This is a genomic window from uncultured Propionibacterium sp., from assembly GCF_963539965.1.
GTDB lineage: Bacteria > Actinomycetota > Actinomycetes > Propionibacteriales > Propionibacteriaceae > Propionibacterium.
Genome location: NZ_CAUTOU010000031.1, coordinates 1 through 26753, shown reverse-complemented (window position 1 = coordinate 26753; position 26753 = coordinate 1). Strand labels below are relative to the sequence as shown.

Genomic DNA, 26753 nt, shown 5'->3' with positions numbered 1-26753 from the left:
CATCAGGCGGCGGCGACCCGGTAGTCGCCGGCCTCCTCGACGGCCTCGGTGATCCTGGCGAAATCGATCGGGACGTCACTGGTGACGACCATGGAGCCGTCGGCCAGGGCGACCTCGACGCCGGTGACGCCGTCGATGGCCGAGACCTCCTCGGTGACGTGGTCGACGCAGTGCTCGCAGGTCATGCCGGTGACGGTGTAGCTGGCGGTGGTGGACATTTCTCCTCCTGATCGGTCCGATCGGTCGGTGGTTGGGAACCCGGTGGGCGCTCCGGCGGGCCGGGCGCTCAGGAGCGGACGAGTCTGGCGATGGCGTCGGAGGCCTCGGCCAGCTTGACCTCGGCCTCGTCGCCGCCGGCCCTGGCGGCGCGCACCACGCAGGTGCTCATGTGCTCGTCGAGCAGGGCCAGGGCGACGGACTGCAGCGCCTTGGTGGCGGCCGAGACCTGGGTGAGGATGTCGATGCAGTACTTCTCCTCAGCGACCATCTTCTGCAGGCCCCGGACCTGGCCCTCGATGCGGCGCAGGCGCTTGAGGTAGTTGTCCTTGCTGTTCAGATAGCCGTAGTGGTGCTCGCACTCCGGGTCGTGGCAGCACTCGGCGGCAGTGCGCACGGCCTCGCCGCTGGTCGTCATCTCGCTCATGGTCATCAGGATAATACCCCAGGGGGGTTCATTCAAATACCCGCTGAGGGTATTGGTGGCGAGGCCGCCGGACGCGGGCCGCGATGGCGCTCCCATTTTCAATCACCAATGGCAACGCCCCTATTGGGCCCGTATGAAAGCAGTTGTGCACAGCCGGGTCGTTATCCACAGTCAACGGCGCCGGCCGTGGACAACGCGAGCCCGCCGACGTCCGGCAGTACACGCGGAAGAGGAAAGCGCAAATCGACGAAGACTACTTTGCAGTTCACAGAGAAGCTCACAGTTCATCCTTATTTCCCCTAGTCAATTTGATTTGCATGCAAATAAAACTGTGGGGGCACAGGACTGTGCACAAGCCGTCCACCCGACACGCCGCGCCCTTCCACACGGATTCCGGAGTTATCCACCGGGCCTGTGGACAACTCGATCCGAACCGGCCCACCCCCGATGGACGGGCACCGCGCGCAGCGCTACCGTGAGTGGCCGCGTGCGGACGGGCGAGGGCTCTCCAGGGCGGTCCTCGAGGGCCTTCCGGGGGTCCCCCGATGGTTCTTGTCAGTGGCTCCGCCTAGCGTTGTGGTCTCACCGCCGGCGACGCGCCGGAGGACCTGCCCGGCGCCGCACGGGCAGCACCAGGAGGAGAGGAAGAGGAAGGGGAGCATGAGCATATCCATCATGAGGGAGGAGTCTCCGGCCGAGGCACTCGACCGCACCCCTCCCCAGGACATCAACGCCGAGAAATCGGTGCTCGGGGCCATGCTGCTGTCCAAGGACGCCATCGCCGACGTCACCGAGGAGTTGCGCGCCGACGACTTCTACCGGCCCAACCACGAGGCGATCTTCAACGCCATCATCGAGCTCTACGGCCACGGCGAGCCCGCTGACGCGGTGACGGTCGCGGCCCGGCTCGGCAGGACGGGTGAACTCGAGCGGGTGGGCGGCCGGGTCTACCTCATCGACCTCGTGCAGTCGGTCTCGATCGCGGCCAACGCCGGCCATTACGCGCAGATCGTCCACGACAAGGCCACCCTGCGCCGCCTGGTCGAGGCCAGCATGAAGATCTCCCAGCTCGGCTACCAGGGCGCCGGCGACGTGCCCGACATCGTCGACGCGGCCCAGCAGGCCATCTACGAGGTCTCCGACATCAACACCTCCGACGACTACCAGCAGCTGAAGGACCTGCTGGAACCGACCATCGACGAGATGGAGGCCATCCAGTCGCACGACGACGCCATGTCGGGCGTGCCCACCGGCTTCGCCGAGCTCGACGAGCTCACCAACGGCCTGCACGCCGGCCAGATGGTCATCGTCGCCGCCCGCCCGGCCGTCGGCAAGTCCACCCTCGCGCTCGACCTGGCGCGCTCGGCAGCCGTTAAGAACGGCCTGACCACCGTCTACTTCAGTCTCGAGATGGGCAAGACCGAGCTGGTCATGCGCCTGCTGTCGGCCGAGGCGGGCGTGCCGCTCAACCACATCCGCAACGGCAGGATGAGCGAGGACGACTGGCAGCAGATCGTCCGCAAGACGGGCCACGTGCAGGAGGCGCCCCTGTTCATCGACGACTCCCCCAACCTGACGATGATGGAGATCCGCTCCAAGGCCCGCCGCCTGCGCCAGCGCAATGACCTGCGTCTGGTGATCATCGACTACCTGCAGCTGATGAGCTCGGGCCGCAAGGTCGAGAGCCGCCAGCTCGAGGTCTCCGAGTTCAGCCGCCAGATCAAGCTGCTCGCCAAGGAGCTGCAGATCCCGGTGATCGCCCTGTGCCAGCTCAACCGGGGTCCCGAGCAGCGCAACGACAAGAAGCCGATGCTGTCGGACCTGCGCGAGTCCGGCTCGCTGGAGCAGGACGCCGACGTCGTCATCCTGCTGCACCGCGAGGACGCCTACGACCGCGACAGCCCCCGCGCCGGAGAGGCCGACTTCATCGTCGCCAAGCACCGCAACGGCCCCACCGCCACCGTCACCACGGCCTTCCAGGGCCACTACTCGCGGTTCGTCGACATGCAGCGGTGAGCGCCGGGCCCCGATGATCCGCGGATCGTTTCGCCGCAGGCCGAATCGGCCCGGTGCACCGGCCCGGTGCTTGACCCAGGGCCGGTTTCAAGTGCCACACTGGCTGGGCATCCGATGAGCAGAGGCGTTCGGCCCGGTGGGCACGGCGCCAGAACCTGGAGAATCGATGAATACGACCGTTCTCGTCTTCCATCCTCACTTCGACCGGTCGAGGATCAACAGGGCGCTGGCCGACGCGGCCGAGGGCGTCGACGGCGCGCAGGTGCGCTACCTGTACGACCTCTACCCCGACTTCGCGGTCGACGCCGCCTCCGAGCAGTCCGTGCTGGCCGCCGCCGACCGCATCGTCCTCCAGTTCCCCATGTACTGGTACTCGAGCCCCGCGCTCGTCAAGCAGTGGGAGGACGACGTGCTCACCTACGGCTGGGCCTACGGCTCGAGCGGCACGGCTCTGCACGGCAAGGAGCTGCTTCTCGCCGTCTCGCCGGGCGCCGCCGCCGGCAACTACGCGCACGACGGCGACTACAAGTACCTGGTCACCGAGCTGCTGCGCCCCTTCCAGGCCACGAGCAATCTGATCGGCACCCGCTTCGTCAGGCCGTTCGTCACGGCCGGTTCCATGTCCATCGGCGACGAGGAACTCGCCGCCCGGGCCGGGGCCTACGCCGCCTGTCTGGCCGACGAGCACCTGGCCGCCCTCGGCGACTACGAGTGAGCCGCCCGGCGGTCCGTCCCTCTCAGCCGGTGAGGGGCAGACCGCCGATCAGCGTCTGGAGGGAGATGACGCTGCGCGGGATGAACTCCGCGACCGTCAGAGCGACGACGTCGGCGGCGCCCGACAGGTCGGAGACGACCCGGCGCACCTGGGCGCGGGTCAGGCCGGCGGGCACCCGGCCGAGGCCGAGGATGGCCTCGTCGGAGTCGACGACGTCCACGTCCAGGTGGATGGCGACCTTGGAGGCGCCGGTCGAGGCGAGCCAGTCCAGCAGCGGCCGGGTGCTCCCGCGCAGGTCCTCGGGGCTGAAGGCCGACAGGCCCCACTGGCCGACGTGGGCGTAGGCGTCCTCCACCCAGTCGTGGAGTCCGGCGAGCGCGACGTGCGAGGCGTCGACGCTGGCGGGCAGCATACCGACGAGTTCCGGGTCGCCCCGGCCGAGGATGGCGCTGACGGCCATCGCGTGCCAGCCGTCGTAGCCCGTGTCGGGGGTGTCGACGTCGGGATGCGAGTCGATCCAGACGACCGCCAGGTCATCGCCGTACCTGGCGGCGAGGCTGGTGAACGGCGCGATGGAGACGGAGCACTCGCCGCCGAGGGTGCAGATGCGCTCGGCGGACGGGCAGGACTCGATGGCCCGCAGGCCGGCGCGGATCGCCGACCGGGACTCGACGCCCCCGGTGGAGCCCTCGTCGGGATCGCCGCCGTCGACGGGGACGGTGCGGGTCGGCCCGGCGTGCTCGGGCAGAATCGCCTGCAGCACCCTCGTGCCGACCGCGTAGGCCCTGCGGGCCTGGTCGATCTCGACGCCGGGCAGCAGTTCGGCGACGGTCTGCTTGCCGGCGCCCTGCCACTGCGGCCAGATCAGACGCAGGGTGCTCGCACTGCCGGGATTCGTATCGGTCATCGTTCGCTCCTCGCTGGGGAATCACTCGTCAGGCCGGGGCCGGGCGGACGCCGCCGACCAGCGGTTCGGCGCTCCCGGGCGCCCGACCGCTCCGCCATAGGATTGGGCCCATGACTGCCGAGAAGGACGCACTGTGGGAGCTGATCCGCTCCGAGGCGCGCCGCGACGCCAACGAGGAGCAGCTCCTCGCCAGCTTCCTGCACGCCTCCATCCTGGACCACGACCGCCTCGAGGACTCGATCAGTTTCATCCTCGCCTCCAAGCTCGGCAGCGAGACGCTGTCGTCCATGAGCCTGCGGCGTCTGATCGACGACGCCCTGGCCGCGGAGCCCGGCATCGTGGTCGCCGTCCGCGAGGACCTGCGCGCCGTGCTGCGCCGCGATCCCGCCTGCCGCAGCTACTCGACGCCGCTCCTGTTCTTCAAGGGCTTCCACGCCCTGCAGTCCTACCGCGTCGCCCACCACTACTGGACGGCCGGGCGCACGGTGCTGGCGCTCTACCTGCAGAGCCGGATCTCCGAGGTCTTCGCCGTCGACATCCACCCCGGCGCCCGCATCGGCAAGGGCATCATGTTCGACCATGCGACGAGCGTCGTCATCGGCGAGACGGCGGTGGTCGAGGACGACTTCTCGATGCTCCACGAGGTGACGCTCGGCGGCACCGGCAAGATCGGTGGTGACCGGCACCCGAAGATCGGGCGCGGCGTCGTGATCGGCGCCGGCGCGAAGGTGCTCGGCAACATCCGCGTCGGCAAGGGCGCCCAGGTCGGCGCGGGCTCGGTGGTGCTCAAGGACGTACCGGCCCATGCGACGGTCGTCGGCGTGCCCGCCAAGGTCGTCAGCTATCCGATCGAGGACTCCCCGTCCGACAACGATCCCGGGGACGGGGCGCCGGACTGAGCCCGGGGACGCGGCGCCCCGCGGGCACCGCGGGCCCCGGGCGCGCTCAGCCGCGAGCGCGGCGGCTCCTGTTCGAACCGCGGACCGCAGCGGACAGGACGCCGACGATGGCCAGGAGGAGCAGGGCGGGAAGCCCCTCACCGCGGAAGGCACCGCCGTCGTGACCGTCGTGCTGCCTCTTGACCGGATTCCTCGCCATCGTCTCCCCTTGCCGCGCCGCAGGCCCTGGCTCCGGCAGGACCGGCGGGAGCACTCGCGAGGACGCTCCCGCGCTCGCAAGGCTAACGCAGCATCCCGCTGGCGCCCCGCAGAGTCCGGCTGCGGGCGGCCGCCGGCGCCGTCTCAACGCGTGGGGCGGGCCTGCTGCGGCGCGCCCATCGGTACTGTGTCGCCATGCGAATGATCAGCCCCGAGGAGCTCAGCGGCATGACTGCGGGGCTTCCCGACGAGCCACGGCTCGTCGCCCCCGGCAGTCTCTCCACGCCGCTGGAACTGCTCGACCTCCTCGACGCGCAGCTCGGACGCTGGTTCCTGTTCTGCGTCAACGCCCCGGCGGGCATCCCGTCGCGCGAGGGCGTCACGCACGAGACGATCTTCCTCGGCCCGGCCATGCGCCGCTCCGGCCGCACCCGCTACTTCCCGATGCGGCTGTCCTTGTCGACACGGTTGTTCCGGACCACCTGCCCGCCCGATGCGGTCGTCCTGCACACCACGACTCCGCGCGGCGGCAGGGTCTCCATGGGCATCGAGGTCCAGGTCATGCCCGGTGCCGTCGAGGCCGTGCGCGCCCGCGGCGGCATCGTCATCGCACAACTGAACCCGCGGATGCCGTTCGTCCACGGCGACGGCGTCATCGACATCGACGACATCGACTACGGCGTCGAGATCGACCGTCCGATGCTCACAGTCCCCGAGCCCGTCCCGGACGACGTCTCGCTGCGCCTGGGCGAGCTGATCGGCGCCCGTGTCGAGGACGGTTCGAGCATCCAGGCGGGCATCGGCGCGGTGCCCGACGCCGTGCTCGGCCGCCTGCACCGGCGCCGCGGCCTGCGCTTCTGGAGCGAGCTGATCAGCGACGGAGCCATGGCGCTCGACCGGGCCGGGGCCCTCGACCCCGACGTTCCGCTCACCGGCACCTTCATGCTCGGCAGCCAGGAGTTCTACGACTGGGTGGACGACAACCCGCGCGTCCGGCTGCGCCGCTGCGAGGTGACGAACGACCCGGCGATCATCTCGGCCCTGCCGAAGGTCGTCAGCGTCAACACGGCCATGCAGGTCGACCTGTTCGCCCAGACGAACGCGACCCGCCGCGGCGACCGGATCTACTCGGGCACCGGCGGCTCGACGGACTTCCTCGTCGGGGCCATGCACTCGGCCGGCGGCGAGGCGATCATCGCCCTGCACAGCTGGCACCGGAAGGCGGACGTGTCGACGGTCGTCCCGAAGATCGTCTCGCCGGTCACCTCGGTGCAGATGAGCGCGATCGCCACCGAGAACGGCATCGCCCAGGTCTTCGGCAACGACGAGAGCACGCAGGCCCGGCAGATCATCGAGCAGGCCGCCCACCCGGAGGCCCGCGAGGAACTGCGCGAGGCCGGGCGGGCGATGGGGCTGAGGGTCTGAGCCCGGGCCCGGTGGCGCCCGCCCCCCACCCGATAATGGGAGAGCACCTCTCGACTGCGGAAGGGCAGGGCCATGAGTGGTCAACGGAGCGTCCACGTGCTCGTCGGCGGCCTCGTCCAGGGCGTCGGCTTCCGCTGGTACACGCTGCAGCGGGCCGATGCGCTGGGGCTGAGCGGCTGGGTGCGCAATCTGCCCGGCGGGGACGTCGAGCTGTTCGCCCAGGGCGATGACTCGGCGGTCGAGGAGCTCGTCGAGTGGCTGCGCGAGGGTCCCGGCTTCGCGCTGGTCCGCCGGCTCCAGGTACGCGAGGCGCCGCGGAGGCCCGGGCTGAGCGGCTTCGCCGTGCGCTGAACCGGCACCGGGGAGGAGCCCCGGCCGGAGCGGGCCCCCGCCGCCTGCGACCGGGCCGCGCCGCGCCGCAACGCCCGGGGGCGCCCGCTCAGCCCTCCTGTCGGCCGTTGTTGGCCGTCCAGAACCGCTCGGCCTCGTCGCCACGGCCCTCGCTCTCGAGCCAGTTGGCGCCCAGCGCCGCGAACTCGCCGCGCAACCGGGAATCCCCCAGCCGGTCTGCCAGCCCCATGGCCGCACCGATGTCGGCGAAGCCCCCGCGCTCGTCGTCGACGGCCAGGCGGATCCGGGCGCGCAGGTCGTGGATCGAGGCGGCGAAAGCCGTGTCGCCGCGGGCGAGGATCGTCTCGGGCGCGTCCCCGAGTTCGGACAGGGCCCGGTCGTAGGCGCGGTGGGTGGCCAGCAGACGCACCCGGTCGACCGAGACATCGAGCATCGTCATCTCGCGGTCGATGTTCGTCCGTTCGGCGAACTCGGCGTCGACGAACGCCCGCTCGCACAGCGCCCGGCCGGCCGCAACCGCCTCGGCGTGAACGGCGAGGCCGGCGTCCAGGCCGTCGGCCCCGGCGGCCGCCCACATGCGCCGTCGCTGCAGTTCGAGCAGCTCCACGGGGTCGTCGGCCGCGCGGGCCTGCTCGACGCCCTGCGTGTACGCCCTGAGGGCCTCCACGGCGTCCGAGTCGCACAGCCCGTCACCGGCGATCCCGAGCAGGCCGGCGGCCACGGCGGGCCTGCCGAGCCGGATCGCGTCGTCGGCGCCGCGCCTGGCCAGCGAGACGGCCCGCCCGGTCTCGCCGAGGCCCCGGCACAACCGGGCGGCCATGCTGGCGATCTGGGCGCGGGAGTCCATCATGGCCCTGGTGCTCCACCCCGCGTACGGGTCGTCGGGGATCTCCAGATCGGCCAGGGCGTGCTCGGCCACCTCGATGGCCTCGATGGCGCGGCCCTGGTTGAACAGGAGCGCGCACAGAGCCCCTCGCGCATCGGTGAGCATCGGCAGGTTCCCCGTGTGCTGGGCGCAGGCGATGGCGCGTTGGAAGCAGCGTTCGGCCCCGAGCTGGTCATCCGCCACCTGGTGGATGCGGCCGCGCTGGCGCAGCAGCATCCGTCCCAGCTCGTTGAGGGCCCCGGCACGGGTCAGGTACCCGATGGCGGCGTCCACCACGGCGGTCGCCTCGTCGCGGCGGCCCTGTTCCCACAGGGCCCCGGCGCGCAGCTCGCAGATCCTGGCCCGGAGCTCGGGGAACTCCTCCGGCAGCAGCAGCCCCTCGACGCGCTCGCACATCGCCAGCCCGGGGCCGGGGCCACTGCAGCAGTCCAGCACGAGATGGGCCCAGCGGTAGCGGACCAGCGGTTCGGAACCGGGCGCGACGCCGAGCGATTCGAGTTCGCCGAGCCTGGTCCGGACGGCCGCCGGATCGTCGGGGCCGACCGGGTTGTCGCCCATGATCTGGAGGATCGGTCGGATGTCGCCGCTGGACCGCACCTGCTCGGCCAGCGCTGCGGCCCGCTCCTCGTCATGGGCGATGTCCAGCGCCAGCCGGTGCTGGATCGCCGCCACGGACACCGCATCGCCGGCCTGCTCGAGCAGCCGGATGCCGGTTTCGGCCGCTTCGAGCCTCTGCGACTCGCGGGCCCGTCCGGTGAGAAGGTTCATGGCCGCCACGAAATCCGCGACGAGTCCGAGGCGCTCGGTGTCGCCGCTCGTCTCGGCCCGGGCGATCGCCTCGGCGCGCAGCGCGCGCCAGCGCGCCTCCAGTGCGGCGGCGGCGTCGCAGCCTCCCCAGCGGATGACGCGTTCGAACAGTCCCCGGAGGTCCTCCAGCGGGGCGGTAGCGATCTCCTCCAGGCCCACTGCGAGCGGGTGCGACGACAGGCCGTTGAGCGGCTCGCCGCGATGCGGGTCCGCCACGCCGGTGGTCAGGGGCATGGGCGGCAGGGGACCGGCGTCCAGGTAGGCCCTGCGCAGGAAGCGGCTCTCCGAGCCGTTCCCGTTGCGGGCGTCGAAGGCCGCCGCCGCCCCAAGGGCCCGCCCGGTCAGCTCGTCGTAGAGGCCCTGGTCGATGACGAGCTCCTCGCCGGTGCGGGTGAGCAGGCGCTGCCCGCGCATGCCCCCGGCCAGGCAGGCACCGACCAGGCGCGCGGCGGCGGCCTGGAGATGCATGCGGGTCAGCGGCTTGTCGAACTCGCGCACCTGCTCCCAGCGGTGGGCCAGCAGTTCCAGGCCCCGGGCCAGGGCGCCGGTGCGGGCGCACAGCAGGACGTGCCCGGGCACGCCACCGGTCAGCCCGATGTTGTCGCGGCACTCGCGCCAGCCGCGCATGTGGTACGCGGCGGCCTCGTCCATCCGCCCGAGCTCGGCGGCGCACTGGGCCGCCAGACCCAGCGAGGACCCGGGCTCCTCGGCGCACGCGGACTCGCCCCGCAGGACGGGGGCGAGCAGCTCGAGGGCGCGCTCGTGCTGGCCCCGGTTGTGCCAGTACCGGGCCTGGGATCTGGACGAGCAGGCCCGGCAGTCGCTCATGTCGCAGGGGGGCAGGACCGTCCAGGCGGCGAACTCGGCGCCAGCGGCATCATCGCCGCGGGTGGCGGAGACGAACTCGTAGACGCATTTGGCGACCGGCTCGGGACCGACGCCGGCCGCCGCGTAGCGCCGCTTCATGTCCGCCAGCAGCGCCTCGATCTGGGCCAGCGGGATCTGCGGGTACGAGGCGGCGTTGTCGACGATCCACTTGTTGCGCCACAGGATGCCGTGGCGGTACCGGTCGGTGAGGGCGGGCGAGCCCGCGTCGTAGCGCTGGACGAGCCAGGCGAACGGGACGAAGGCCCCGGAGAAGCGCCCGCCGAAGACCAGCGCCGAGACGAGCGCCAGGCGCACGGCGATGCCGAGCCCCTCGTCGCCCAGCTCGTCGGCCAGCTCGACGGCCCGCTCCAGCGGCGCGATCTGCTCGGGATACGGGCGATCGATCGCCGTGTCGTGCAGCTGGATGATCCGGTCCCTGGTTCCTCCGTCAGCCATCATCGGCCTCCAGAACGTGGGTGAGCAGTGCCAGGAAGGAGTGGTCGACGGCCGCCAGGTCGGCTGCGCGCAGCCGGTGACCGGCGGCCAGCAGGGCGCGGGCGTACAGCGACTCGACGGCGGGGGCGACGAGCCCGTCCTCGCCCAGGGCCAGCACCCTGCGCACCAGCGCATTGTCGTCGTTGAGCAGCAGCCGGGGCCTGACCGGAGTCGGGCGCATGGTCGCCAGCAGGGCGGCCCAGGTGTCGTCGGCGCCGGCCGCGACCTCGTCGGAGGCGGCCGCGGCGCGGGCTCCCTCGTCGTCCAGGTAGAGGGCCGACATCGAGGCGGGCGCGAAGGCGCGCAGCTCCACGTCGACGTCGAGCCTTCTCAGCGCATGGCGTGCGCGCTCCAGACCGGGCCGGGCGGCGCGCAGCCGCTCCTCGCCGACGGTGCGGATGTGCGCGTCCAGGTCCTGCGGCGACAGGGCCCTGGCCCGCAGGCCGGGTATGGCCCGCGGGGCGCGCAGGGCCAGTTCGGCGTCGTAGACGTAGCCGCCGTTGAGGATGTCGATGCCCTGGGCCGCGCCGACGGCGGCGACCTGGCGGTAGTCCTCGATGGTGCGCGCGACATGGACGGCATCGGTGCGCCCGGCCAGCTCCGGCAGGGTCGTCTCGCCGGTGTTCGTCTCGAAGCGCAGCACCGGGAGCAGGGTCTCGAACAGCTCGTCGTCGCTCAGCGCCATCGCCTTGGCGGCGACGGCGTGCACGGCCAGGAACCGGCCGATGCGCCCCGGGTCGGTGGCCGCCAGGCGCATGATCCAGTGGCGGATCTGCTCCCCCAGGCCCGTGCGCACCTGCTCGAGCACGTCGTCCTCGTAGAGCCCCTCCCGACTCGCCGTCGGCGTCAGGCGGGTGGAGTCGACGACGGCGCGGGCGAAGAAGGCCCAGCCGGGCAGCAGCCCGGGCACGTCCTCGGAGACGAGCATGCCGTGCAGGTGGACGCGGTGGCCGCCGCGCGAGCCGGCCTGGGCCTGCTGGCCGAGGATGACGACGACCCCGTCCAGGCCGGCAGCGGGTACCGCCACGGGCAGGACGGCGAAGGGCTCGACGCCCATCTGCTGGCGGGCGAGCCTCTCGCACTCGCGCCGGCGGGCGCGCCCGGCAAGGCGCCACGGCGGCGTGGTCGGGGCGATCGGGGCCGGCGCCCCGGAGGCGCGGGCGCTGACGATGCGGTACGGCAGGTAGGCGCCGAAGGTGCGAGCCAGCTCGGTGATGCGCCCGGCGGTGAGCCACTGGGCGGTGCCGGTGGACGGGCGCAGCGCGATGCAGGTACCCGGACCCTCCGCGAGCCAGGCGGCGCGCTCGTCCCCGATGCCGGCCGGATCGGCCATCTCGTGCGTGCCGTCCCCGTGGCCGATCCACCGCACGACCGGCCCGTCGTCCTTGCGGGTGAGCACCTCGATCTGATCGGTGACGATGAAGCAGCTGAGCAGGCCGATGCCGAAGCGGCCCAGCAGCGTCTCGTCGTGGCCGCGTTTGGACGAGCCGCCGATGGTGGTCAGGAAGGTGCGCACGTCGCCGTCGTCCAGGCCGATGCCCGAGTCGAGGCAGTGCATGCGCCCGTCGGTCGAGACATCCGAACCGACGAGCATGATGCCGGGGCGGTGGTCGTCCGGGCGGGGGCCGGCCGCGGTCAGCGCATCGACGCCGTTCTGCAGGAGCTCGCGCACGAAGATGCGCGGGCTCGAGTACAGGTTGTGGCTGAGCAGGTCGACGAGGCCGTGCAGGTCGACCTGGAAGGCGTCATTGCTGGGCACATGACCAAGCCTAGGGCCCTGCTCCGAGCGGCCCGGGCCGAGGCCGTACCGTCCGGGCCGCAGAAGAGCGGGGCCGCGGGCCCGGACCGGGCCGGGCGCCTCAAGCGCCCGTGCCCCGCAGGCCGCGGCCGTTCCGGGAGAACCCCGACCCGAACCCCGTCAGAGGGCTGTGAGGCCGGGGCAAAACGCGGCGCGGTTCCCGCGTGGTTAATCAGACCTATAGCCTGGTGGCGTGAGTTGGAACGAGATTGCTCACGCCCCTGGCTTCGACGATCAGGCGGCGGGCGCGGAGAACACCGAGCGCGACGACCTCCTGAGGCGCCTGGAGCCGCTGGGCGTGTCGGGCAGCTACGTCAGCGCGGCCGGCACCGCCGTCAAGGTCCCCACCAGCACGCTCGAGCTCGTCGACGGCCACTTCCGCAGCGAGCTGCCCTTCGGCATCGGCGCCCCGCTCATCTGCACGCCGGGCCGCTACCATCCCGAGCTCTTCGGCGAGCTCATCCTCGAGAACGGCTACCACTACCAGGCCCATGGCGTCGTCGACGTGCCCGGATACCACATCCTCTACACCGACACCGGCCAGCGCCGCCTCGTCATCGCCGCCCCCGAGAACCTGCGCACCCCCGACCGCAGCTGGGGCTGGCAGGTGCAGCTGTACGCCGCCCGGTCGCAGGACTCCTGGGGCATCGGCGACTTCCGCGATCTGGGCCGTGTCTGCCGTATCGCCTGCTCCCAGCACGCCGGCTGCGTCCAGGTCTCGCCGGTGCACGCCATCGCCCCGGTCAGCCACCCGCAGGACTCCCCCTACTCGCCGGCCAGCCGCCAGTTCCTGAATCTCCTGCACGTGGCGCCCGGTCAGGCGCCCGGGGCCGAGCGCGTCGACCTGTCCGACCTGTCCGCGGCCGGGCGCGCGCTCAACAGGGAGCGTCTCATCGACCGCTCCGCCGTGTGGGCCCTCAAGAAGGAGGCGCTGCAGCGCGTCTGGGAGGCCATGCGCGGCGAGGAGGACATCGAGTACGTCGACTACTGCCAGCGCCGCGGCAGGGCCCTGCACGAGTTCGCGATCTGGTGCGCCATCGCCGACGAGCTGGACAGCTCCAACTGGCGGGAGTGGCCCGACGAACTGCACCGCCCGGGCTCGGCCGCCGTGCGCCGCTGGGCGTCCGAGCACGCCGACGAGGTCTCCTTCTACACGTGGTGCCAGTGGGTCGCCGACGTCCAGTACGCCGAGGCCTGCAACTGCGGCGTCGACGTCATCGCCGATCTGGCGGTCGGCTTCGACCAGGGCAGCGAGGACGCCTGGGCCTTCCAGGACTCGCTGTGCTTCGACTTCGAGATCGGCTGTCCGCCCGACACCCACAACATCGAGGGTCAGCGCTGGGGGCTGCCGCCGTTCAACCCCCAGAAGCTCATCCGCAACGACTTCGGCCCGTTCATCGAGATGGTCCACGAGGGCCTGCGCCATGCCAAGGCGCTGCGCATCGATCACGTCATGCAGTTGTGGCGCCTGTACTGGGTGCCGAAGGACGGCACCGCGGCCGAGGGCGTCTACGTCAACTATCCGGTGCACGCGCTGCTGGCCATCCTCCGCCTGGAGGCCATGCGCGCCGGCGCCTGGATCGTCGGCGAGGACATGGGCACCGTCCCGCCCGGCGTGCGCGAGTCCATGGCCGACATCGGCATGCTCGCCAACCGCTCGGCCATGCGCGCCGACACCGATGACTTCCCCGAACTGGGCATCGGCACCTCGTCCACCCACGACCAGGTCACCGTGGCCGGGCTCATCACCGGTTCGGACGTCGAGGACCTGCGGCGCATCGGCAAGAACGCGGACTGGGACCAGATCGAGCGCACCCGCCGCTCGCTCGCCGAGGAGGCCGGCATCGATCCCGGCAAGCCCGGCGGGCGGATCTCCGACCGCGAGATCCACGACGCCATCCTGGCCCGCTACCGCCGACTCGGCAACGCGCCGAGCAGGGTCGTGCTGGCCGTGCTGAACGACGCCGCCATGGTGCGCGAGCGCCCCAACATGCCCGGCACGGTCGGCGTCTACCCGAACTGGCGCCTGGCCCTGCCCGAACCGGTGGGCCGCGTCATGCGGAGCCCGATGGCGCACGACCTCGTGCAGCTGCTCAGCGAGAACCGCTGAGGCGCCACGGCCCCGTCCCGCGGCTGGCTGTCACGACCGATGTCCGCCGGTCACGGGCTCGTGGTGGCTCCGGGGGAAACACCCGATGTTGTGCCGACGACAGACGGGTGTCCCGGGCAGGAACTGCCCGGGACACCCGCTCATCCGGTCGGTTGGACGATCACCGGAGAATTCATGGCGTGCGGACGGTGACCTCACCGGGGTGGGCAACGATCACCCGCGCCTTGTCCGTGACGGCCAGGAGCTCGGGCGCCAGCTGATGATCGACGGACAGCGCGAAGCCGACCCTTCCGCCCTGCTGCCTCACCAGGTCGATCAGCCGTTCGAGCACTTCCTCACGTCCCCCGATCAGGTCGACCCGCTCAGGGGCCGCCGTCGTGAACAAGTCGACCTCAAGGTCCTCGTCGAAGTGGATGAGAAGACTCGCCACGAGCCGGTCGACGTCGTGACTGCCCAGAATCACCCAGGAATCCGGCGATATCGCCGAGGCCACCTTGGCGACGATCTCCTCATGGCCCCAGCCGAGTCGCCATTGCAGTCCCAGCTGACCGCTTGCCGGCCCGGGATGCACCACGATCCCCTCAGGATCGTCGTCGAGAGCGGCAAACATGCTCGTCACGAAATCGTCCAGATCGGTGCCGATCGTCCATGCCCCTTGGACCCGGGCGAAGTAATCATCGACGGCATCGCGTTCCATGACCATGACGAATTCGACCCGCTCGTTGAACTCGGCGAACAGTTCCGCGGCCGTCCGCCTGGGATCGGTGATCGAGGTCGGGGCATTGGCGAGGGGTTCCCCGTCGGAGAAACGCGCCTTCTGGACTCGGCCATGGTCGTGGATGATTACCAACCGGGGAGCAGCCTTCCCGGAATGCAGGATGAGGTCCTGGGCGGCGCGCCATTGATCGACGTCGATGTCAAGCATCTGCGCATTCGCGTGCAACATTGATGGTTCCTTTCAGTCCAGGGCGATGCGGAAGGCGTGGACGGTGTAGGGCAGGAGTTCGCACATGAGGGGTCCCGTGTTGGACAGCTGTTCGCCCGACCACGCATCCTGGCATGCCACGATGGGGGTCTCGGCCGTGACCGTAGCGGTCTGCGGCTCGTCCGTGGGGTTCGCGATGAAGACGACGACATCCTTCGGGTTCGCCGAATTCAGATGGATCGTCGAGCGCAGCAGCTGGTTGTCGACCGTCACCGGGGTTTCCCCGAGACCGGCCAAGACCTGGCCCAGTACAGCTGCCATGTCGCCGGGCGACGCGACGACGTGAACGCTCCCCTCGCCGAGCCTCGCCGATCCCGCCGAATTGCCGCCCAGGGCGTCGGAAAGGATCGTGCACGGCTCCATGTCGGCGCCGAGAGTCGGGATCGTGGGGCCGAGGACCAGCGTCCCGCCCTGGCGAACGTAATCGACAAGGGTCTGCTGGGTCTGCGCGGAGAGGAACTCGAAGGTGGTGAGGACAACGATCCTGCGCTGCGCGAGCAGCTCGAGATCTGCCTCCGTGTCGCTGATGACGAAGCCGGCACGTGACTGCTCCAAGTTCTCATACCAGGCCCCGAACCAGTCGCGCTTCGACAGCTGGACGGGCTGCTGGAATCCGATGTCGCTCTCATCGACGGTGAGAATGTTCGGGTACTCGCTGAACGTGCTGGGGGTCTCTAGGAAATCGCCCGGGAACGACACGAGTACGCTGGCAGCCTCCAGCCTGTCATAGTCACGATTCGCCAGCAGGGCGACCGGGGCGAGAAGATCCATGTGCTGCCAGTCAAGGCAGTCGAGCATTCTGTTGGCCTGCCCGAAGACGTGGGCCTTGTCCCCCCGCACGGTGCCATCACGACGGATCGGGGAATCGAGCCACCTGTCGCGTTCGACGAGCATATACCTGCTGAACCCCTTTATGCCATGCATCAGTGCAGCCTTGGTGACGAATTCCTCATCACGCAGGTCCCCGGGGTTCAGGTACCAGGCCCAGACACCTGCGATGAACTCCGGGATGTATGGGTACCGGCTCGACCCGGACACATAGCTCGTGACCGTTTTCACGTGCTGGAAGAGTTCCTTGCGGGAATAGACATCGAAGCCGACGAAATCGACAACCCGCTCCAAGGCGATGAGATTGAACGGCGTCGTGAAGTTGGACGAGGCACCGCCCGGCCCAAGCGGATGCGGGTAGTTGTGGAAGAGCGGAATCGAGGCCAGGCCACGCTCACGGAGCATATCGGCGAGCCGAGCAATCGAGTCGACCAGATAGTTCTCCCGGTACTGCGCCCAGTCCAAGTAGACCGGCAGGTCGCCGGGCTGCCGTGCGCAGAACTTGCGCGGCGGATCCACGTCTTCCAAGGCGTCGTACCGGGTACGGTGGGCCTTGGAGATCTCGGCCAGGGAACCGTACTTCTCGACGAGGAACGCGCGATACTTCTCGATCGAGGCCTCGGAGTAGTCTGACGAATAGTAGTTGAGTCCGAAGAAATAGGCCATCTCGTTGTCGACCTGGCAGGCGACGAGCCCGCCCTTCGGGTAGGCGTGCCGGGCGAGGATGGGGCAGATCGCGTCATACCACAACGCGGTCTCCTCGAAGAACTTGTCAGCGGCGTAGCTCAGAGCCGGGATCGGGCGGGGCGCCTGGGTGAGGACCACTCGCGTACCGCGTGCATTGCGGGCGTGCAGCGACTCATCGGCGAGGATACGCTGCGGGTACCCGAATCCGGTGAGTTCGGAATTGATCTGCGGTCCCGGCCGCACGACGATACGAAGGCCCTTCTCCTCACAAAGGCTCAGGAAGGCATCAATGTCGTTCGCGGGGTTGATCTCACCGAAATCAAACCTGCCGCGCTCCAGCTCATGGACCTCCCACGGGATGTAGATGGAGATCATGCGATAACCCATGGCCACGACGGTGTCGAGGATCACTGACCATTTCTCCCGATCAAGCCGCCAGTAGTGGACGGCACCGCCATAGAGCGCCCCGGGCTCACCCTCGATCAGGAATCTCTGATTCGCCACCTCGAGCTGAGACGTCTTTTCCAATGGAACGGTTCCCATGTTATTTCCTTTCACTTCTCTTACTTCTTGCTGCCCAGCGCCACGGCAAGGATGATGATGATCCCCCGGACGACCTGCTGCTGCGGGGAACTGAGACCTGCCAGAATCAGCCCATTGTTGATGAGTCCCATGAAGAGTGCGCCGAACACGGTCCCGAGGACGGAGCCACGGCCACCTGCCAGGGCCGTGCCGCCAAGGATGACGGCCGCGATGGCATTCATCTCGTCGCCTTGGCCCCACTGGTACCGTCCGGATTGCAGCCGCCCTGCGTACAGCATTCCGCCGAGCGCAGCGACGACCGCGGAGATCAGCATGACTAGGAATTTCGTTCGGACAACGCTGATCCCGGTGTAAATCGAAGCGGTCGGATTGGCGCCGACCGAGACGACATGACGTCCGAAGCGGGTCTTCTTGAGAACAAATGCACCGCAGCCCGCTGCGATGAGGAACCAGACCACCAGGCCCGGCAACGGTCCGATGTCACCGGAGCCAAAGGCCATGTTGTAGCCCTGCTTCAGGATGGGCTGGGGCGCAGAATCAGTGACCCATTGGGCCAGACCGAACGCAATCCCCATCATTGCCAGGGTCACCAAGAATGACGGAATCTTCACGAAGGCCACCAGACTTCCGTTGATGAGACCGATGAGCACCCCGACCATGAGCCCCACGACGATTCCGGCAAGAATGCCCCAGTGGGAAATCGCCATGGCCGTGACCACGGAAACGAGTCCGGCCACCGAACCGACCGACAAATCGATTTCGGCATCGGCGATGACGAAAGTCATCCCCACCGCGATCACGCCCACGATGGCGCTCTGCCGGAGGATGTTCATGAGGTTTCCGCTGGTGAGAAAGCCACGATCGTTAAGCACGACTGCGAACAAGATGAAGGTGACGGCGAACGCCAAGTATATGATGTACTGCCCAAGGTTCACCCGGCTCAACAGGCCCTTGGCCCGGGAATGTGTCCCCCCGATTGATAATTCGGTCATTGCTCAACTCCTTGTACCCACATCTCCAACGTGGTTTCGTCCCGCACCGCATCCGCCGGAAGACTGCGGATGATGGAGCCACCTCTCATGATGAGATACCGATCACTCATGGCGATGAGTTCTTGATACTCACTCGAAACAACAAGGACGGCACCGCCGTTTCGAGCAAACTCCCTCACCTGTCTGACAATTTCTGATTTCGTTCCGATGTCCACCCCTGCGGTCGGCTCGTCCATGAGCAGCAGACGGGGGCCGACCCCCAGCCACTTGCCGATCACCACTTTCTGCTGGTTGCCGCCCGACAGCACCTCGACGGGCAGGTTCGGGCCGGCGCCCCTGATGCCGTAAGAACCAATCAGCTGAACTGCGCGATCCCGTTCGGCGGCCGCGGAGAGCAGACCGCCGCGCAGCACCGCCGAGAGATCCGGAAGAACGAGGTTCTCCTGGACGGAGTGCTTGAGTATGAGCCCTTGACGGCGCCGGTCCTCCGGAATCAGCACGACGCCTGCCGCGATGGCATCCCTCGAACTCTTCGGCGACATGGGTTGACCATCGAGGACGATACTGCCCATGGTTATCCGATTGATTCCGAACAAGGCCTCAAGGAGCTCGGTCCGGCCGGATCCCATGAGCCCTGCCACCCCTATGACCTCACCTGCGTGTACCTCGAAGGAGACATCGTGCAGCTTGCGCTGCGCACTCACGCCGGTGACTTGCAGCAGCACGCCCCCGCATTGCCCCGTGGAACCAGCAGCAGTGAGGGCCACGGCCTTCCCCGCTATCCCCCGAACGATCTCTTCCTGGGTGATCTCGGAGATCGGCTTGGTGAGCAGATTCGATCCATTCCGGAGAATCGTTATCCTATCCGCTATCTCGTAGATCTCCTCCATGCGGTGGGATATGTAGATGATGCCGATCCCCTGCTCTCGCAGGTTCCGCAGCAGCTCAAAAAGCCGATCCGCCTCCTTCCTAGCCAATGACGCGGTGGGCTCGTCCATGATGAGCACTCGGGCTTTCCCCCGTAAGGTCTTGGCAATTTCGGTGAGCTGCCAATAGGCCGTGCCCAGGGACGCCAGCTCGGCACGCGGATCCAGGTCGACCTGCATCCGCTCCAATATCTCCCGCGCGCCGGCAACCATCTCAGCATCCCGAATGAGCATTGCCGAGCGTGGCTCATCATTGAGGTAGATGTTCTGCGCAACCGTCAGCGTGGGGACCAGGGAGAACTCTTGGAAGACCATCCCGATGCCCTGACGCCGCGCATCGGCGTACGTGTTCAGCTGGGCCGGCCTCCCCTGGATCTCAATCGTTCCAGCATCTTTCTGGTAGACGCCTTGGAGGATCTTCACGAGAGTTGATTTGCCGGCCCCATTTCCTCCCGCCAGCGCGTGTATCTCCCCTGCTCTCACTTCAAAGCCGACATCGTTGAGGATCTGCACGTCGTTGAAACTCTTGCGGATTCCTGACATCCTGATCAAGGCCGACTCAGTGCAACCGGTCACAGTCATGCCTCCAGCGCCTGCCGCACTTCTTCGGGCGGATCGGTGTGATAGACGCTCCGCCAGGCATCAGCAACATTGTCCCTGGTCACCGCCAGCGGGCTCAGCGCAATGAAGGCCGGAATCGTCTGGCCAAGCAGGGCCTTGGCCGCTGCATTTGCCTCGGTGATCCCGGCATCATATGGACGCTGTGCGCCGAGTCCGCAGACATACTGGCCCTGGGCCATTGCGATAGCAACATTCTTGCCAAGATCTTCGGAGGCCACTCCAAGATCTGTCCGGCTCGCCGAACGCGCCGCCGCGATGACTCCCTCAGCGGGGACGTCCCACACGGCCCAGATGCCGTTCAGATCGGCGTTCTGGCTGAGGAGGGCATCGGCTTGTTTCTGCGCAGAGCCGGCGAGATCTGAACCACTGATGCCTCGCTCCGCAATGATCTGGATGTCCGGGTAATTGCTCGTGAGCGTCTCTTTGAACCCCTGGTAACGCTGGTTCGTCACGAAGTAATCGGCTTCGTAATAGATGGCAGCGATCTTCCCCTGCCCGCCGAGGGTCTTCGCCATGAGATGCGCTGAGATCGCCCCGTTCCCGTAGTTGTCGGATGAGACGACACAGGCATAGTCCGAACCAGCGGTGAAGCCGTCTGGACAGTTGTCCATGAACACGACCTTGACGCCTTGGTCCACGGCCATTCGATATGCCGAGGCGGTCGCGACAGGATCGGTGGGAATGGAGACGAGGATGTTTGGTTTCTGAGCCAGGATCGTCTCGACGTCGGACACCTGCTTGCTGGGGTCCATGTTCGCATCCGTGGTCGACGTGATCTTGATGCCGAGCTCGTTGAATCGCGACGTGAGGCCGGCGATCTGCGCCGCCGACCAGTCGTCACCGCTCGTGTGCATCGCAATCGCGGCGGTCGCCCCCATCGCTTTCACGGTGTCGATGTCGGCGTCGGTGAGGTCAACCTCCGAGGCGGCGGCGGCACTCTCGCCATGCGGCCCGGTGGCACTCACGGCCGATTCCAGCTGACGGATCGCCTCATCGGCCTTCGCGTTGATCTCCGCATTCGTTGCCGTTACCGTGCTCTCACCAGAAGACGTACATCCCTGCAGGAACAACGCGCTGATCGGAATACCAGCCGCAGCAAGCAAGACAGTTCGTCGTTGCATCGTCAATCTCCTTCGATCCACGTTGACTCACGGTTGACGTGTGCGCCGCAATCCCTTGATTGTGAACGTTTCGTCATCACATAGTGTGAACGTTCTGCATAGCCGTGTCAAGAGCTGCTCCCGCACGGATCAGCGCCGCTGATGCGTGGCTCGGATCCGCCCGGGACGAGGCATCACATCCTCTTCCCATGGTGGGCAGCGGGATCGAGCACAAGGGCGCGCGGTATGTGACGTGAGCGCCATGAGTCCGCTCACCCGGCGCCCAGCGCACTGGTGTGACGTCTGATGGCTGACGAGCCGATGGGGCCACGCCCGTCCCGTCAGCCTGACTCGCTCAAAGGACGTCCCGTTGCACCGCACCACGGGACGTGACCGGGCGTCGCGGCACGCCGGCGGACCGGGCCGCGACCCCCCGGGTCACCGATCGGGAACTCACCCGGTGGTGCTGGACCGTGCGACAGCGGCGCGGGACCGTGCGACAGAACTCCTCACCGTCAGCACCGGCGGTATGACGACCGTGCCGGCAGGTTCGCCCTGGATGAGACGCAGGAGCATGTGCACAGCTTCCTGCCCCAAGCGGTTGAAGTCCTGCCGGACGCTGTCGAGCGGGGGGTAGAACTGGGCAGCGAACTCGCTGTCGTCGAAGGAGACCACGCTGATGTCGTCCGGCACACGCACCCCGGCTTCGTAGAAGGCCCTCAGCATCCCCAGGCACATGAGATCACTCGCAACGAAGATCGAGGAGGGCAAGCCCTCGTCAAGCATGCGCCTACCCGCGGCATAGCCGCTCTCTCCGGTCCAGTCGCCCTGGATGTGGGGCGGTGGCTCGATGCCCGCTGCGCGCAGCTCGGACTGCCACCCACGCAACCGCACCCGGCCATCCAGCCAGCTGAGTTCCCCCGCAAGGTGAGCCACTTCACGATGTCCCTTGTCGAGCAGGTGACGTGTCGCGAGCCGCGCACCGTATTCCTGGTCCTCCGAGACGACGGCGACCCCTGGGACGCTTGACTCCCCGGCAGCGACCATCACGACTGGCACTGAGAACTTCGTCTCGCGGACTGCCTCTGCCAGAGGCAGTTTGGGGGCGATGACCACGATGCCCGCAACGCCCTGATCGATGAAGTGCTGGTACGCGCGAACCGTGCCACGCGAGTCGGCCTCGGCAAGCACGAGGACATTCGCGGCGTAGCCCTCGTCCCTGGCCGCGTTCTCGACTGCCGCGAGAACGCCGGCCGGCCCGTAGCGCGTCGAGCCATCGGTGAGAATCCCGATGAGGCTCGACCTCTGCATGACCAGCGCCCGGGCTGCGGGGTTCGGGACGAAACCCGTGGACTGGATGATCTTCCACACGTGATCGCGAGTACGGTCGCTCACCCGTGAATCATCATTGATCACGCGTGAGACGGTCTGGTACGACACATCTGCCAGGCGGGCAACGTCCTTGATGCTCATACGGTCCGAACGGTGGCCCCGCGCGCCTGTTGTACTGGTTTTCTTGGGGTTGCTCACCTCGGAATTGTCCCACTTCAGTCGTGAGAACTGGTCGGCTTGGCCCAGATCTCCTGGCCGCTGCGCGGCACCCCGGGCCCACGCATGGCGCCTCAGCCGATCACCCATGCGCACCGGACGCATGAACCGCGCCGGTACGGTACGCGCCCTTGGCGGCACCGGTATCCCGGTGCCTGTCGGCTACTCCGGTCCGGGTTCTCGTCCGCACCAGGATGAAAGTCCGGTTGCACCCCTGGCACGGACGGGGCCGGTCACCACCGGGGTGACCGGCCCCTCACTCAGCACCGGACGTTCGTCACAGGGCGGCGTTGATGGCGTTGATCGACTCCTTCGCGTCGCCGAAGCACATCACCGTGTTCTCGTTGTAGAACAACGGGTTCTGGACGCCGGCGTAACCGGCGTTCATGCCGCGCTTGAAGACGACGACCCTGCCGGCCTCCCACACGTGCAGGACCGGCATGCCCGAGATCGGGGTGCCCTGCTCCATGGCGGCGGGGTTGACGGTGTCGTTGGCGCCGATGACCAGGACGACGTCGGTCGTCTTGAAGTCGTCGTTGATCTCGTCCATCCCCAGAACGATGTCGTACGGCACATGGGCCTCGGCCAGCAGCACGTTCATGTGGCCGGGCAGGCGGCCCGCCACCGGGTGGATGCCGAAGCGCACCTCGACGTCGTGGCCCTCCAGCTTGCGGACGAGCTCGGCCACCGGGGCCTGCGCCTGCGAGACGGCCATGCCGTACCCGGGGGTGATGATGACCGAGGTGGAGCCCTTGAGCAGGTCGGCCACGGCCGTCGTGTCGAGCTCGCTGATCTCGCCCTCGGGGCCCTCGCCCGGCCCGCCGCCGGCCTGGCCGAAACCGCCCAGGATGACGGAGACGAAATTGCGGTTCATGGCCTTGCACATGATGTACGACAGGATCGCGCCGGATGCGCCGACCAGGGCGCCGGTGACGATCAGGACGGGCAGCTGCAGACTGAAGCCGCTGAAGGCGGCCGCCCAGCCGGAGTAGCTGTTCAGCATCGAAATGACCACGGGCATGTCGGCGCCGCCGATCGCGGCGACCAGGTGGACGCCGAGCAGCAGCGACAGGATCGTCAGCATGATCAGCGGGAACCAGCCGCCGCCGTTGGCGAACCAGACGCCGAAGGCGATGATCGCCACCAGGGCGCCCAGGTTGAGCCAGTTGCGGCCGGGCAGAGTCAGCGGGGCGGACTTGATCCTCCCGGCCAGCTTGCCCCAGGCGACGACCGAGCCGGTGAAGGTGACGGCGCCGATGAAGACGCCGATCCACATCTCGTACATCTGGAAGGCCGGGGCGTCCGGCGTCTCGATGAACGCGTTGATGCCGACCAGGACGGCCGCCAGGCCGACGAAACTGTGCAGCTGGGCGACCAGCTCGGGCATGCCGGTCATCTCGACCCGGGCGGCCTTCCACAGGCCGATCGCGGCGCCGATGATCATGGCGAAGATCATGAGGATCCAGGCGATGCCCCGGGTGTCGCCGACGGCCAGCGAGACGATCGAGGCGATCAGCGCGAGGGCCATGCCCAGGATGCCGAAGACGTTGCCGCGCTTGGCGGTCTCGTGCCTGCTCAGCCCGACGAGGGCGAGGATGAACAGCAGGCCGGAGATGATGTAGGTGGCCTGCGTGAAATTGGCGACGCTCGCCTGCAGGAGAGTCATCGGCGATCACCCCTCCTGAACATGTTGAGCATCCGGCGCGTGACCGAGAAGCCGCCGAAGATGTTGATCGACGCGATGAGCACGCCGAGGGCCGCGATGATCGTGATCGCCGTGTTGTCCTTGGGCAGCTGCAGCAGCGCACCGACGATGATGATGCCGCTGATGGCGTTGGTGACGCTCATCAGTGGCGTGTGCAGGGCGTGCGAGACGTTCCACACCACGTAGTAGCCCACCACGCAGGCCAGGGCGAAGGTGCCGAACAGGCTCACGAAGCTCCCGGGCGCGAAGGTCAGCAGCGCGATGAGCGCCACCGACAGCAGGCCGACCACCGCCAGCAGGAACCACCAGGGCCGTTCCCTCCTGGGCTTCTCGGGCTCCCTCTCGACCGTCCTGGCCGCTCCCGGGGCGGGGGTCGGGGCCGCGGAGACCTGGATCGGCGGGGGCGGGAAGGTGATCTCGCCGTCGCGGGCCACGGTCATGGTGCGCAGCACCTCGTCGTCGAAGTCGACGACGAACCGGCCGTCCTTGCCCGGGGTGGCCAGCTTGGCCAGGTTCACCATGTTGGTGGCGTACATCTGGCTGGACTGGGTGGGCAGGCGGCTGGCCATGTCGGTGTAGCCGATGATGTGGATGCCGTTGTCGGTGGTGTACTCCTCGCCCGGGTGGGTGAGCACGCAGTTGCCGCCGCCCAGGGCGGCCATGTCGACGATGACCGAGCCCGACCTCATCGAGGCGACCATCTCGGGCGTGATGAGCTTCGGGCTCGGTCTGCCGGGGATGGCGGCCGTCAGGATGACGATGTCGACCTTCCTGCACTGCTCCGCGTAGAGCTCGGAGGCGCGCCTGTTGAAGTCCTCGGAGGTCTCCTTGGCGTAGCCGTCGGAGCTGACGCCCTGGTCGCCGGCGGCGGGCCGGACGTGGACGAAGGTGCCGCCCATCGATTCGACCTGCTCGGCCGTCTCGGGGCGGACGTCGGTGGCGAAGACCTCGGCGCCCATGGACTTGGCCGCGCCGACCGCCGCCAGGCCGGCGACACCGGTGCCGATGATGAAGACCTTGGCCGGGGGCATCTTGCCGGCGGCGGTGACCTGGCCGGCGAAGGTCTTGCCGTACGCGTAGGCCGATTCGACGACGGCCCGGTAGCCGGCGATGCTCGCGGTGGAGCTCAGGGCATCCATGGCCTGGGCCCGCGAGATGCGGGGCACCATGTCCATGCTCAGGCCGGTGACGCCGGCCTTCTGGAGGGCCTCGACCAGGCCCGGGTTGGCTCTGGGGTGGAGGAAGGTGATGAGCGTCGCGCCCGGATGCATCGCGCCCAGCTCCTCGACACTCGGCTCGTTGACGGCCATGACGATGTCGCTGTCCCACACCGTCGTGGTGCCGGCCAGTTCGGCGCCGGCCGCGACGTACTCGCCATCCAGGTAGGAGGCGCGCTCGCCAGCGCCCTGCTCGACTACGACGCTGTAACCCAGCTTGATGAGCTGTGGAACCGTCTTGGGTGTTGCCGCGACCCGGTGCTCGCCGGGCAGCGACTCCCTTGGTATGCCAATTCTCATAGCCCCGACCATAGCGGGTGCGCATCACTATCTGCGGAACAGGGGACCCGACCGGGCTGGCAAGCGGTTTCGGAGCAGTGCCCGATCGATTCGGGCAACCATCCGGCCGCCGTCAACGGCTGTCGCCGGGCACCTCGATCATGCCCACCCGGCGGGCGTGGCGGCCGCCCTCGAACCCGGTGTCGAGGAACTGGTCGACGATCATCTCGGCCGAGCCGGGGCCGAGGACGCGCGAGCCGATGGCCAGCGCGTTGGCGTCGTTGTGCCGACGGGCCAGGCGCGCCGAGTAGGGCTCGGCGACCATCGCGCAGCGGATGCCGGGCAGTTTGCCGGCGCTCATGCCGATGCCGACGCCGGTGCCGCACACGAGGACGGCGCGATCGGCCTCGCCGTCGAGGACCTTCTGCGCCGCCGCTCTGCCGAACGCCGGGTAGTCGACGCTGTCGAGGCCGTGAGTGCCCACGTCGACGATCTCGTGGCCCTTGGAGCGCACGTACGCCACGAGGCGCTCCTTCAGCTCGAAGCCGGCATGATCCGCGCCAAAGGCGATGCGCATGAGAACTCCTGACGGTCGTCGACGACTCGGCAATGAATCCATTGTGTCACCGCCGGTCGCGTCCCCGCCCGGAGGCCCGCCGCGGCATTCTGAGCACCAGCGGCATCTCAGGCTCCGACGGCGGAGGGGACTCATGGCGGCGACGATCCGATCGGCACGGCAGCTCGATGCGGACCCGCCCGAATGGACGCGGCGGGCGCGCGTCGTGGTCGTCGGCGCGGGTGCCGCAGGGCTGACCGCCGCCATGCAGCTGGCCGGCGCCGGCGTCGACACGGTGCTCCTGAGCAGCGGCACGCTGTTCGACTCGGCCACCGCGATCTCGACCGGGCGCCTCAGCACCTGGACCGGGCCCCACGACTACGAGAAGGCGCTGCGCGCCGGCGCCGGCGTGGCCGACGGGAGGGCGCTGCGGCGCCTGCTGGAGACCGCACCGCTCGTCCGGGCCAGGCTCATGGACTTCATCGAGCGCGCCGACGCGGCCGAGGCGAGCCCGTACGAGACCAACGGCCGGCGGGTGCAGCGCAGCCTCGTGTCCGTGGTGCGCGCCATGGCCGCCCGTCCGGGCACGAGCCTGCGCATCGACGCCAGTACGCGGGGCGTCGACGTCCTGACCGACGGCTCCGGACGC

At 68.6% G+C, this 26753-nt stretch carries 22 protein-coding genes; 7 read left to right on the top strand and 15 right to left on the bottom strand.

Features of this window, described 5'->3' with window-relative positions; all coding sequences use genetic code 11:
• Positions 1-2: 2 nt before the first annotated feature.
• Both R2N01_RS06825 and R2N01_RS06820 read right to left on the bottom strand, forming a co-directional pair.
• Positions 3-218 (bottom strand): heavy metal-associated domain-containing protein, encoded by a 216-nt coding sequence (locus R2N01_RS06825; protein WP_316669770.1) that lies wholly within the window; start codon positions 216-218, stop codon positions 3-5.
• A gap of 68 nt (positions 219-286) precedes the next feature.
• Positions 287-634 (bottom strand): metal-sensitive transcriptional regulator, encoded by a 348-nt coding sequence (locus R2N01_RS06820; protein WP_316669778.1) that lies wholly within the window; start codon positions 632-634, stop codon positions 287-289.
• A gap of 684 nt (positions 635-1318) precedes the next feature.
• Here R2N01_RS06820 and dnaB point away from each other — a divergent pair.
• Both dnaB and R2N01_RS06810 read left to right on the top strand, forming a co-directional pair.
• The gene (dnaB, locus tag R2N01_RS06815) at positions 1319-2659 is read left to right on the top strand and encodes a replicative DNA helicase (RefSeq protein WP_316669775.1); all 1341 of its coding nucleotides are present in this window, start codon (positions 1319-1321) and stop codon (positions 2657-2659) included.
• 166 nt (positions 2660-2825) lie between these two features.
• The gene (locus R2N01_RS06810; protein ID WP_316669767.1) at positions 2826-3374 is read left to right on the top strand and encodes an NAD(P)H-dependent oxidoreductase; all 549 of its coding nucleotides are present in this window, start codon (positions 2826-2828) and stop codon (positions 3372-3374) included.
• A gap of 22 nt (positions 3375-3396) precedes the next feature.
• On the opposite strand, the gene R2N01_RS06805 is transcribed toward R2N01_RS06810, so the two are convergent.
• The gene (locus R2N01_RS06805; RefSeq protein WP_316669764.1) at positions 3397-4281 is read right to left on the bottom strand and encodes an arginase family protein; all 885 of its coding nucleotides are present in this window, start codon (positions 4279-4281) and stop codon (positions 3397-3399) included.
• Between the two features lie 110 nt (positions 4282-4391).
• Here R2N01_RS06805 and cysE point away from each other — a divergent pair, with 110 nt between their 5' ends.
• The gene (gene cysE, locus R2N01_RS06800; protein ID WP_316669761.1) at positions 4392-5180 is read left to right on the top strand and encodes a serine O-acetyltransferase; all 789 of its coding nucleotides are present in this window, start codon (positions 4392-4394) and stop codon (positions 5178-5180) included.
• A gap of 46 nt (positions 5181-5226) precedes the next feature.
• Here cysE and R2N01_RS06795 read toward each other — a convergent pair whose 3' ends face one another.
• Positions 5227-5379 carry a hypothetical protein gene (locus R2N01_RS06795; protein WP_316669759.1) on the bottom strand — a complete coding sequence of 51 codons (153 nt, stop codon included), beginning with the start codon at positions 5377-5379 and terminating at the stop codon, positions 5227-5229.
• A gap of 200 nt (positions 5380-5579) precedes the next feature.
• Here R2N01_RS06795 and R2N01_RS06790 point away from each other — a divergent pair, with 200 nt between their 5' ends.
• The gene (locus tag R2N01_RS06790) at positions 5580-6803 is read left to right on the top strand and encodes an acetyl-CoA hydrolase/transferase C-terminal domain-containing protein (RefSeq protein WP_316669772.1); all 1224 of its coding nucleotides are present in this window, start codon (positions 5580-5582) and stop codon (positions 6801-6803) included.
• A gap of 72 nt (positions 6804-6875) precedes the next feature.
• Entirely contained in the window at positions 6876-7154 is a 279-nt protein-coding gene (locus R2N01_RS06785; RefSeq protein ID WP_316669757.1) for an acylphosphatase, read from the top strand.
• 88 nt (positions 7155-7242) lie between these two features.
• Here the strand turns inward: R2N01_RS06785 and R2N01_RS06780 are convergent, their stop codons facing one another.
• Both R2N01_RS06780 and R2N01_RS06775 read right to left on the bottom strand, forming a co-directional pair.
• A complete protein-coding gene (locus R2N01_RS06780; RefSeq protein WP_316669754.1) occupies positions 7243-10170 on the bottom strand; it encodes a hypothetical protein in 2928 nt (975 codons plus the stop codon).
• Positions 10163-11968, bottom strand: coding sequence for an HSP90 family protein (locus R2N01_RS06775; protein ID WP_316669752.1), 1806 nt, complete (start codon positions 11966-11968; stop codon positions 10163-10165). The genes R2N01_RS06780 and R2N01_RS06775 overlap by 8 nt, the downstream gene beginning before the upstream one ends.
• 232 nt (positions 11969-12200) lie before the next feature.
• On the opposite strand from R2N01_RS06775, the gene malQ reads away from it, so the two are divergent.
• A complete protein-coding gene (gene malQ, locus R2N01_RS06770) occupies positions 12201-14117 on the top strand; it encodes a 4-alpha-glucanotransferase (RefSeq protein ID WP_316669750.1) in 1917 nt (638 codons plus the stop codon).
• Between the two features lie 172 nt (positions 14118-14289).
• Here the strand turns inward: malQ and R2N01_RS06765 are convergent, their stop codons facing one another.
• The 9 genes from R2N01_RS06765 to rpiB all read right to left on the bottom strand — a co-directional run bounded on the left by R2N01_RS06765 (position 14290) and on the right by rpiB (position 26125).
• A complete protein-coding gene (locus tag R2N01_RS06765; RefSeq protein ID WP_316669748.1) occupies positions 14290-15042 on the bottom strand; it encodes a hypothetical protein in 753 nt (250 codons plus the stop codon).
• 33 nt (positions 15043-15075) lie between these two features.
• Positions 15076-17160: a beta-galactosidase gene (locus R2N01_RS06760; RefSeq protein WP_316669746.1), complete on the bottom strand. Its 2085-nt coding sequence runs from the start codon at positions 17158-17160 to the stop codon at positions 15076-15078.
• A gap of 20 nt (positions 17161-17180) precedes the next feature.
• Positions 17181-18152, bottom strand: coding sequence for an ABC transporter permease (locus tag R2N01_RS06755; protein WP_316669743.1), 972 nt, complete (start codon positions 18150-18152; stop codon positions 17181-17183).
• Positions 18149-19660 carry a sugar ABC transporter ATP-binding protein gene (locus R2N01_RS06750; protein ID WP_316669740.1) on the bottom strand — a complete coding sequence of 504 codons (1512 nt, stop codon included), beginning with the start codon at positions 19658-19660 and terminating at the stop codon, positions 18149-18151. The genes R2N01_RS06755 and R2N01_RS06750 overlap by 4 nt, the downstream gene beginning before the upstream one ends.
• Positions 19657-20820: a substrate-binding domain-containing protein gene (locus R2N01_RS06745; RefSeq protein WP_316669738.1), complete on the bottom strand. Its 1164-nt coding sequence runs from the start codon at positions 20818-20820 to the stop codon at positions 19657-19659. Before R2N01_RS06745 ends, R2N01_RS06750 begins: the two co-directional genes overlap by 4 nt.
• A 432-nt stretch (positions 20821-21252) precedes the next feature.
• Positions 21253-22329, bottom strand: a complete 1077-nt coding sequence (locus R2N01_RS06740; protein ID WP_316669736.1) for a LacI family DNA-binding transcriptional regulator — start codon at positions 22327-22329, stop codon at positions 21253-21255.
• 295 nt (positions 22330-22624) lie between these two features.
• On the bottom strand, positions 22625-24013 hold the full coding sequence (locus R2N01_RS06735; protein WP_316669734.1) for an NAD(P)(+) transhydrogenase (Re/Si-specific) subunit beta: 1389 nt from the start codon (positions 24011-24013) through the stop codon (positions 22625-22627).
• A complete protein-coding gene (locus tag R2N01_RS06730; RefSeq protein WP_316669732.1) occupies positions 24010-25569 on the bottom strand; it encodes a Re/Si-specific NAD(P)(+) transhydrogenase subunit alpha in 1560 nt (519 codons plus the stop codon). Before R2N01_RS06730 ends, R2N01_RS06735 begins: the two co-directional genes overlap by 4 nt.
• 112 nt (positions 25570-25681) lie before the next feature.
• Positions 25682-26125 (bottom strand): ribose 5-phosphate isomerase B, encoded by a 444-nt coding sequence (gene rpiB, locus R2N01_RS06725; protein ID WP_316669730.1) that lies wholly within the window; start codon positions 26123-26125, stop codon positions 25682-25684.
• Positions 26126-26258: 133 nt separating this feature from the next.
• Here rpiB and R2N01_RS06720 point away from each other — a divergent pair.
• A partial coding sequence (locus tag R2N01_RS06720) for an FAD-dependent oxidoreductase (RefSeq protein ID WP_316669728.1) occupies positions 26259-26753 on the top strand: 495 nt, incomplete at its 3' end.